General features: G+C 30.2%; 10 protein-coding genes and 1 riboswitch. Of the genes, 2 read left to right on the top strand and 8 right to left on the bottom strand.

Going from position 1 to position 9,091, the window contains the following annotated elements; all coding sequences use genetic code 11:
- Positions 1-30: 30 nt before the first annotated feature.
- Positions 31-507 (bottom strand): transcription elongation factor GreA, encoded by a 477-nt coding sequence (gene greA, locus AABM47_RS08470; RefSeq protein ID WP_338410494.1) that lies wholly within the window; start codon positions 505-507, stop codon positions 31-33.
- A 156-nt stretch (positions 508-663) separates the two neighbouring features.
- Between greA and AABM47_RS08465 the strand changes: the two genes are divergently transcribed.
- Positions 664-1,086 carry a hypothetical protein gene (locus tag AABM47_RS08465; RefSeq protein WP_338410493.1) on the top strand — a complete coding sequence of 141 codons (423 nt, stop codon included), beginning with the start codon at positions 664-666 and terminating at the stop codon, positions 1,084-1,086.
- A 72-nt stretch (positions 1,087-1,158) separates the two neighbouring features.
- Here the strand turns inward: AABM47_RS08465 and AABM47_RS08460 are convergent, their stop codons facing one another.
- The 5 genes from AABM47_RS08460 to AABM47_RS08440 form a co-directional block, all read right to left on the bottom strand.
- Complete coding sequence (locus tag AABM47_RS08460; RefSeq protein WP_338410492.1) at positions 1,159-3,348, bottom strand: TonB-dependent receptor; 2,190 nt, start codon at positions 3,346-3,348, stop codon at positions 1,159-1,161.
- 84 nt (positions 3,349-3,432) lie between these two features.
- Positions 3,433-3,546, bottom strand: a riboswitch (TPP riboswitch).
- A gap of 33 nt (positions 3,547-3,579) precedes the next feature.
- Positions 3,580-3,981 carry an alternative ribosome rescue aminoacyl-tRNA hydrolase ArfB gene (gene arfB, locus AABM47_RS08455; protein ID WP_338410491.1) on the bottom strand — a complete coding sequence of 134 codons (402 nt, stop codon included), beginning with the start codon at positions 3,979-3,981 and terminating at the stop codon, positions 3,580-3,582.
- Between the two features lie 10 nt (positions 3,982-3,991).
- The gene (locus tag AABM47_RS08450; RefSeq protein ID WP_338410490.1) at positions 3,992-5,524 is read right to left on the bottom strand and encodes a DUF4301 family protein; all 1,533 of its coding nucleotides are present in this window, start codon (positions 5,522-5,524) and stop codon (positions 3,992-3,994) included.
- Positions 5,494-6,108, bottom strand: coding sequence for a nicotinamide riboside transporter PnuC (gene pnuC / locus AABM47_RS08445; protein WP_338410489.1), 615 nt, complete (start codon positions 6,106-6,108; stop codon positions 5,494-5,496). The genes AABM47_RS08450 and pnuC overlap by 31 nt, the downstream gene beginning before the upstream one ends.
- Positions 6,101-6,802, bottom strand: coding sequence for a 4'-phosphopantetheinyl transferase superfamily protein (locus AABM47_RS08440; RefSeq protein WP_338410488.1), 702 nt, complete (start codon positions 6,800-6,802; stop codon positions 6,101-6,103). Before AABM47_RS08440 ends, pnuC begins: the two co-directional genes overlap by 8 nt.
- A gap of 128 nt (positions 6,803-6,930) precedes the next feature.
- On the opposite strand from AABM47_RS08440, the gene ahcY reads away from it, so the two are divergent.
- Positions 6,931-8,247 (top strand): adenosylhomocysteinase, encoded by a 1,317-nt coding sequence (gene ahcY / locus AABM47_RS08435; protein WP_338410487.1) that lies wholly within the window; start codon positions 6,931-6,933, stop codon positions 8,245-8,247.
- 285 nt (positions 8,248-8,532) lie between these two features.
- Here ahcY and AABM47_RS08430 read toward each other — a convergent pair whose 3' ends face one another.
- Together AABM47_RS08430 and AABM47_RS08425 are read right to left on the bottom strand one after the other, a co-directional pair.
- On the bottom strand, positions 8,533-8,724 hold the full coding sequence (locus AABM47_RS08430) for a hypothetical protein (RefSeq protein WP_338410486.1): 192 nt from the start codon (positions 8,722-8,724) through the stop codon (positions 8,533-8,535).
- Positions 8,725-8,769: 45 nt separating this feature from the next.
- Positions 8,770-8,883 carry a helix-turn-helix transcriptional regulator gene (locus tag AABM47_RS08425; RefSeq protein ID WP_338410485.1) on the bottom strand — a complete coding sequence of 38 codons (114 nt, stop codon included), beginning with the start codon at positions 8,881-8,883 and terminating at the stop codon, positions 8,770-8,772.
- Positions 8,884-9,091: the final 208 nt, after the last annotated feature.

Below are 9,091 nucleotides of genomic sequence, written 5' to 3'. Positions count from 1 at the left end.
TTACTATTTGGGTAAAAATAGAACTCATAGTTAATGTCTAGAAATTTCTATAACTTCAAACTTTAAAGTTCCGTTTGGAACACTAATTTCTGCTATTTCTCCTACAGATTTTCCTAACAATCCTTTACCAATTGGAGAAGTTACAGATATTTTTCCTGCCTTTAAATCTGCTTCACTTTCTGCAACCAAAGTATAGGTCATTTCCATATCATTAGTTTGATTTTTAATTTTAACTGTTGATAAAACTAGGGCTTTTGTTAAATCCAATTGCGACTCATCTATTAAACGAGCATTTGAAACAACTTCTTCCATTTTAGAAATTTTCATTTCTAAAAGGCCTTGTGCCTCTTTTGCTGCATCGTATTCGGCATTTTCAGACAAATCACCTTTGTCTCTTGCATCTGCAATAGCTTGTGATGCTTTTGGTCTTTCTATGCTTTTTAGTTGATCTAATTCATCTCTCAAATGTTTTAAACCTTCTGCTGTATAATAAGATACTGTACTCATAACTGCTGTATTTATAAAAATAAAAAAGAATCTCATACCAGTGAGATTCCTACTTGCAAATATAAGAAATAATTTGATTACATACTTTTTTAGGTATTATTTTTAAGTAATAGTCGTTTTAATATTATAAATTTGATCAAATAAAAAAAAATAAGCATGAAAAAAATTCTTATTCTGTGTATTATTCCATTTTTTATGGCTTGTGAACAAAACAGCATAATTAACAATAATCCATATTTACCCAACTACGCAGTAAATTTTACTGTAAATTTAAATTTACCCACATATAGTAATTTGCAATTTACTGCCAATGGCGTTTTAATAACAAATGCAGGTGTGGGAATTAGAGGTATTTTTCTGTTTAATACCGGTAACAATACATTCACCGCTTTTGACGCTGCTTGTCCTAATCAAACCTTAGGCAGCTGCTCTACAATGACATTAAATGGCATTAACGCAGTTTGTTCATGTGATGGCGCAGAATACAGCTTATTTACTGGCATTAGTAATGGTAAAACTTATCCTTTAAAAGCTTATCGAACTGAAGTTAATGGAAATATTATACGAATATATAATTAAAAAAAACTAAAAAATAACCGCAAATTCACAAATTTTTAGCTGAACAAATCTGTAAATTTGCGGTAAATTAGTTTAAAATTTTAAAGTCATTCCTGCTAAAAAGTTTATCCCCGCTTGAGGATAATATCCTGCTCCCTCAACAGTTGAAATACTTCCTGGGTTAGAATAATCATCATTATAGGTGTAAAAATAACCGTTAGATTCGTATTGAACATCTAATACATTATTTACTAATACTAAAAAAACGATTGATTTAAAAATAGATTTTGTTTTTAATTCATAGGTAACATTGAAATCATTTATAAAATAACTGTCTAATTTTGAGCTATTTGCATCAATATTTCCCATATATTGTGTTCCAACGTATTTTGACAGTACTGATATTTGAAAATTTGGTTTCGCCTTAAACGCTATACTATTTCCAAAAACAACATTAGGTGAAAAAGCAATGTTTGTACTGCCTAAATTAAGCAAAACACCATCCCTTTCAAAGTAGAAATCTTTGTTTTTGTTTTGACTTAAAGATAAATTAGGCTGAATCAAAAATTGATTGTTTAATTTAATAGTTGCTTCAAGTTCTATTCCTAATCTAAAGCTATCGCCACTATTTGTATAAACTGGTGAACCAACATCATTTAATGCACCTGTTAAAACCAACTGATCTTTATATTTCATATAGTATACATTAGAATTTACTTGAACTTTATTTGAAGCAAAACGCCAACCTATTTCAATATCTTGCAAATGTTCTGACTTAAAGCTATTATTTTCATAATCATCACGTCTGGGCTCTCTATTTGCAATAGCATAAGAGGCATAAAATCTGTTTCTTTTATCTAAAGTGAAAGTCAAACCCGCTTTTGGGTTGAAAAAATTGAAGGTGTCGTCTACAAAAGTTGATAAAACACCATTCGCTTGATATCTCACTCTTCTATATTGCAAATCTGCAAACAAACTCAAATTAGATGCAGCTTTGTAATTCATTTTAGAAAAAATATTAAAATCTGTTTTATTCGCATAATCATCGTAATACCGATCTCTAATTTCACTATTTGATGCATATTGTGACCAAATAACTTCTCCAAAATGATCTCCTTGATATTTGTTCCAAGCACCGCCAAAAATAAAATTTATATTATTTTTTTTAAAATTAGCAGAAAATGTAGTTCCAAAAAAATTATTATCTAACCAACGTCTTCTAATAACATCTGTTTTATCAATAGTTTCACCGCCTAAAACTATAGGATCAAAATTATAAGTTGAAAAATCTTCATCTTCTTTATATTGCTCATAATACCCTCTTCCATAAGTGTAATGTAAGGCAAGGTTAGTAGTCCAATATGGGTTTACTTTTTCACTCCAATGCAATTGATAATGGTCTTGGCTGTAATTGTCGGTTTCATTATCATAGAATTTAACTGTCCCATCTGCATCAAAATACATACCCGCAACATTGAAGGTCCTGTCATCTTTTAATTTTTGAAGATCTTCTAAACCGTACCACGATTGATATGTTTTTTCTTTACCTCCAAAAGCTAAAGCTTTAATTGATGTGGTTTTGCCAGAATATGAACCTTGAAGAAAATATCCTTTTAAATCAGACGATGCTCTATCAACAAAACCATCAGAATTAATTTGAGACAAACGGCCAGAAAGTTCAAATGATTCATTCATCAAACCTGTACTGAATTTAACTGTATGTTTTCTGGTATTAAAACTCCCTGCAGAATTCGATATTTCGGTACTTGATTTTTCACTAGTCGCATCGGTTAAAAGGTTTAAACTAGCGCCAAAAGCACCAGCACCATTAGTTGAAGTGCCAACCCCTCGTTGTAATTGAAGACTAGCTGTAGAGGATGCAAAGTCGGGCATATTTACCCAATATGTGCCTTGACTTTCAGAATCGTTGTATGGGATTCCGTTAATCGTTACGTTTACCCGAGAAGCATCGCTACCACGAACACGAATTCCGGTGTAGCCAACACCAGCACCTGCATCTGAGGTAGTAACAACCGAGGGCATAAAATTCATTAGCATTGGAATATCTTGACCCAAATTTCGGGAAGCGATATCTTTTTTGTCTAAATTGCTAAAAGTAATTGGTGTTTGAGAATCTACACGAATAGCAGAAACCATAACCTCATCTAACGTTGTGATTTTTGTGGAGTCTTTAAGTTGCTCTTGAGCAAAAGAAAATAAAGAAAATAAAACAGAAAACAGACTTAAGTGAGTCTTTGTACTTTGTAAAAAAAATAGTTTCATTCGTAAAATAAATTATACGAATAAAAGGGGTAATTATTCTTAGATTAAAATTAATATAAAACATCCAAACACAAGTAAATGATCGCATTTACTTGTGTTAATTCCCTAAACAGCATTACCTGTTCTAGGTTCTATGGGTATAATCTCAGCCTATAATTCTGAATTTATTTCAAAACATAAGCACCCCTTTGAGACAATGCAAATATAACAGAAGTTTTTAATTATTTAATATTAAAAATCAGGTTTTTTTCTATTTTCTTTTACAGAACCCGTAAACTTTTTATCCTGAATGCGTTTTTCTTTTACACCTCTTGGAACTTTGGTTTCTCTTCTAATTTTTGGTTTTTTTAAGCCTTTTTCAATGATTTCAAAAAATCTTTTGGTAATTGTAGTTTTATTTTTAAACTGGCTACGATCTTGGTCGCAATTTAAAATTAAGATAAATTCTTGAGTTAATTTTGTGCTAATTTTTGCTTTTAAATATGTTTTGTCGTTAAAATTAAGCCCTCTAGAATTTTCTAAATCAAAACTTAATACAACTTTAGACGAAACTTTATTTACATTTTGTCCACCTGCACCACTGCTCCTTACGGCTTTATATGTGAGTTCTGACAAAAGTATTTCTTTATTCATCTTCACTTTTTTACTCTTGCGGTTGATGTGCTTGTTTTAACAAATCATTCACTGTTTTTACAGGATCAAATGTAGACAAAGGAACTTCTACAAAAATTGAAATCCAATTTGCCATTGACCCATTCCACAAACCAGGCAATTCATAGGATTTTAAAACGGCCCCGCGATTGCTTTTTTCTACAACAAAACCTGTGTTGTCATCAACGAAATTTATTAAATTAAATTTGTTGTTTTTATAATCTTTGATGCCACAAACTAAATTTACCGGATTAAAATGAGTAGCTTGATTAACTATCTTTTTTTGAACTTCATCAATTAAACTTATTTGAGCTGTTTCAACAATTTGTAACGAAGATAATCCATTTTGTTGTTTTACCCAAAAAGGACCGCCCCCAGGTTCTCCTTCATTTTTTACCATACCACAAACCCGAATAGGTCTATTTAATTCATTAAATAGCGTTTCTATTTTGTATTGTATTTGAAATTTTTCAAAATTTATAGGCAATCTAATGTTGAGTTTTTGAAGCACAAAATCTTTAATTTGATTTAATTGAAACTCATCTATTTTATTGTTTTCTAAAAGCTGTAGGTGCGTAAAAATTTCTTTTTGCCTTTGCAAGAGTAATCCACCTAATACTTTTTTATAAGTAACTATCTCATGTATGTTATTTTGGGAAACATTGTCAATGTTTTTAATAAAAACAATGTCCGCTTCTAGTTGGTTTAAGTTTTCAATTAAAGCCCCATGTCCCCCTGGACGAAATAATAAACTTCCATCTTGCTGCCTATAAGGGGTGTTGTCTAGGTTTACTGCAAGCGTGTCTGTAGATTTATTTTGGTATGAAAAACTAACATCCACAAACTTAAATTTATTTGTTATTTTTTCAAAATAATGCTGATGTTCTTTTGAAATCGTAAAATGAATTTTGTTTTTTATACCTGAAACTCTATAAAAGTCGCTTTCTAAAATATGCTCTTCAACTGGAGTTGTAGTTTTATTGTTTTTAATATGAAACGGCAAAATTCCTTTTGGTTTATTAGCAAAATCAAAATACTCAGAAGACAGCATCGTTTTAATAAACAAATAATCTTTTTCGTTTTTATTTAAATGCTCATAATTAGGGATTATTTTAATTAGCTTTTTATTAATTTCATCGTAGAAAGAAAATCTTTTTTTTCCTAATAAAAAAATTTTTAATTGATGGTTTTTCTTGTGATTTAAATAAGCGTTAATAGATCTTTTACTCAAATCATATTCCGACAAAAACCTTGTTAGAAACTTAAACATTCGAGTTGCTGCACCAGACGCAGGAACAAATTTTTGAATTATTTTATGTTCTTTTTGTTCGTCAAAAAAAAGACATAATTTTGATCTCTCTTCATCAGAAAAAATTAAAATTCCGTCTCCAATTGTGGCTGACTTTTCTAATATTATTGTAGGAATTTCCTTTTTAAAAAAACGAATTAGTTCCTCGCCTTTTTGAAGCGAAATTCCTTTTCCCTGAAGCTGAATTAAATCTGCTTTGCTAAATATTTCTTCCATTGTATATAACCAAATAAAGCAATAATAGTAAAAACTAAATATTGCAAACTAGTAAACGTGTATCCTTTATAAAAATACAAAGGTATTGAAATAATGTCGCCAATAATCCACAGTATCCAATTTTCTAATTTTCGTTTGGCCATGAGCCACATCCCAACAAAGAAAATTCCAGTAGTAAATGCATCAACATAAGCTGTCCAGTGTGTCAATTTATTAAAATATTTGTACACAATAAGAACAAAAATAAGTGATAGTAAAAAAACAACAATTCCTTTTAAAAATTCTTTTTTGGTAGTTTTAGATATAGGAAACTGAGGTTTATCTTGTTTTTTTTTTGCCCACATAAGCCACGCATAAATACTCATACCCGAATAGTATATATTGATAAGCATATCGCCTAGTAAACCCCAATTGTATAACAAATAAACGAAGATAAAGGTGCTAACTAAACCAACTGGGAAAACTAAAATTGAATTTTTTTTAGCTAAAAAAACACTCCAAATACCAAAAATAATTGCGATGAGTTCAAATACTATAAAAATATTGGAATAGGTTTTATATTGACCAAAAAGAAAATCAAGCATGAATCAACAAATTAGGGCTATTTTCAACAACATAAACCAAAGTATAACTTTCTATCTCTTCAAAGGTAAAATAATAATTTGATTTTTCATTCTTAAAAGTAACCCTCGCTGTTCCTTCTTTATCTTCAATAGAAAACGGGAACACTTCAATATTTTCTATAAAAAAGAGCCCTTTTTGATTGTATAATTTATATATAGATTCTTTTGCCCCCCATATAACCGTTAGTAGGCTGCTGTAATCTGGAGAAAACGTGTCTAAAAAATTAAATTCCTCATCAATAAATTTCTTTGCTATCAATTGAACCTTGTCTCTCCGTAATTCAATATCAATACCCACCTTCTCATCACTTATAATGATTGCCGAAAATTTAAACGAGTGTGAAATGGAAATGTGCTTTTCATTTGGTGAGGCGTTCAATAAGTTTACTGAAGTTTCAATACCATTATTAAGTCTCAAGTGAGGCTTACCTTTTTCGTCATAATACAAATCAAAATCATCATAACCTGCTATTTTTAATAAATGTCTTATGCTTAAAAAACCGTTTTGGTGGCGCACATCTTTCATTGATTGCAAACGAGCTATAGAGGTTTTTTTTAACAAAATACTACTGTACAATTCGTCATAATCTTCCTCAATTTTCCAGATAAAGACTGATGTAGCATTATTTATACTTATTTTTTTATAAAAAGGCATTAAATATTTTATTGATTTTCAATGTGTTAAATTACTAAACAATTCACAAAATATGTAAATCTATAATTAAAATAAAAATGAATTACTTACATTTGTGCTTAAATTTATACAATACAAATATACAATAGATGAGTACAAAAATTGCAACTTATGTACCTTATAAAGTTAAAGATATTTCTTTGGCTGATTGGGGAAGAAAAGAAATTGAATTAGCAGAAGCAGAAATGCCAGGATTAATGGCATTACGATCTGAATATGGTGCTAGCCAACCTTTAAAAGGGGCTCGTATTGCAGGATGTCTACACATGACTATTCAAACTGCCGTTTTAATTGAAACTCTAGTCGCACTAGGGGCCGATGTTACATGGTCTTCATGTAATATATTTTCAACTCAAGATCATGCTGCTGCTGCAATAGCTGCTGCAGGAATACCCGTTTATGCATGGAAAGGGCTGAATGAAGAAGATTTTGATTGGTGTATTGAACAAACTTTATGGTTTGGAGAAGACAGAAAACCATTAAATATGATTTTGGATGACGGTGGCGATTTAACAAATATGGTTTTTGATCGTTTTCCTGCATTAATTAAAGAAATTAAAGGATTATCTGAAGAAACTACAACAGGTGTTCATCGTTTATACGAAAGAATGAAAAACGGAACATTACACATTCCGGCTATCAATGTTAATGACTCTGTAACTAAATCTAAATTTGACAACAAATACGGATGTAAAGAATCTGCTGTTGATGCAATTCGTAGAGCAACTGATTTGATGCTAGCTGCAAAAAGAGTAATCGTTTGTGGATATGGTGATGTAGGAAAAGGAACTGCTGCTTCGTTTAGAGGTGCTGGTTCAATTGTAACTGTTACTGAAATTGATCCTATTTGTGCTTTACAAGCTGCAATGGACGGTTTTGAAGTAAAAAAATTAGCTACAGTTATAAAAACAGCTGATATTATTATAACTACAACAGGAAATAAAGATATTATCTTAGAAAATGATTTTCGTGCAATGAAAGATAAAACTATCGTTTGCAACATTGGTCACTTTGATAACGAAATTGACATGAATTGGTTAAACACAAATTACGGAAACACCAAAGTTGAAATCAAGCCTCAGGTTGATAAGTATACTATTGATGGTATTGAAGTTATAGTTTTAGCAGAAGGTCGTTTAGTGAACCTTGGTTGTGCAACAGGACATCCAAGTTTTGTAATGAGTAATTCATTTACAAACCAAACCCTAGCTCAAATAGAGCTATGGACAAACTCATCTGCATATAAAAATGAAGTCTATATGTTGCCTAAAATATTAGATGAAAAAGTAGCTGCTTTGCATTTAGCTAAATTAGGAGTAGAGTTAGAAACACTTCGTGACGATCAAGCAAAATATATTGGCGTACCGGTTGAAGGACCATACAAACCAGAATATTACAGATATTAATACAAGTGATTAGTTACTAGTAATTAGTCTAAAATAGTATTGAAACCCTTGCAGCAATGTGAGGGTTTTTTGTTTAATGTAAAAAATGATGGCTAAACTTAAAATTACTAAATCTATTCATCCAAAGTAACAAAAGTTATATTTTGAGCATCAATCTCAATAATAAAATTAGAATGAAAGTTTGCTATTTGATTAAGTTTTTTAATATTTTATGAAACAATTTTAATCAATTCTAAATTTGTTATGTTCCCTAAATTAATTTTAAACAAATTGAAATTGAAATTTTTAATTTGACTTATCAAGCAATCCTCTCAAAAATGCATTTTCCTCTTTTAATGTTGCAATATGGTCTTTGTCGGCGTTAATAATAGTATTTATGGTGTCCACATTATATGCTTGAGAACCTTCACTATTTTGTTGATTAATTACCTTTTGTGTTTTTTCTCCAACTAATTCTGCAACAGTTGTTTTTAACAACGTAGCAATTTGTTTTAATCGTTTAATACTAATGCGTTCATCTTGCTATTCTAAACGGTCATAACTGGGCTGTGTAATGCCCAGCTCATGAGCCAAACTATCTTGCGACAAGCCTTTTTCTTCTCTTCTTTGTCTAATTTTATTCCCAATTGCATTCATAATATGAGTTATTTTGTAGCAAATACAAATATATTATTTAAAATATGAATGAATAAAAGTTAGTTTTTACCGTTATTTTGTAAATAATAAACCTATTATTACTTTCATATTATAAAAACCAGTGCACGGGTATTAGTAAAACGAATACAAAGATATTGTTTTGTTGAAAATTAATGTTTAACAAAATAAAATTTAAAATTATGAAATT

The organism is uncultured Flavobacterium sp., from assembly GCF_963925415.1.
Lineage (GTDB): Bacteria > Bacteroidota > Bacteroidia > Flavobacteriales > Flavobacteriaceae > Flavobacterium.
This window is presented reverse-complemented; position numbering and strand designations above follow the sequence as displayed.

Coding starts and splice junctions, on each gene's coding strand:
- greA (WP_338410494.1), bottom strand. CDS start 507: ATGAGTACAGTATCTTATTATACAGCAGAAGGTTTAAAACATTTGAGA.
- AABM47_RS08465 (WP_338410493.1), top strand. CDS start 664: ATGAAAAAAATTCTTATTCTGTGTATTATTCCATTTTTTATGGCTTGT.
- AABM47_RS08460 (WP_338410492.1), bottom strand. CDS start 3,348: ATGAAACTATTTTTTTTACAAAGTACAAAGACTCACTTAAGTCTGTTT.
- arfB (WP_338410491.1), bottom strand. CDS start 3,981: ATGAATAAAGAAATACTTTTGTCAGAACTCACATATAAAGCCGTAAGG.
- AABM47_RS08450 (WP_338410490.1), bottom strand. CDS start 5,524: ATGGAAGAAATATTTAGCAAAGCAGATTTAATTCAGCTTCAGGGAAAA.
- pnuC (WP_338410489.1), bottom strand. CDS start 6,108: ATGCTTGATTTTCTTTTTGGTCAATATAAAACCTATTCCAATATTTTT.
- AABM47_RS08440 (WP_338410488.1), bottom strand. CDS start 6,802: ATGCCTTTTTATAAAAAAATAAGTATAAATAATGCTACATCAGTCTTT.
- ahcY (WP_338410487.1), top strand. CDS start 6,931: ATGAGTACAAAAATTGCAACTTATGTACCTTATAAAGTTAAAGATATT.
- AABM47_RS08425 (WP_338410485.1), bottom strand. CDS start 8,883: ATGAATGCAATTGGGAATAAAATTAGACAAAGAAGAGAAGAAAAAGGC.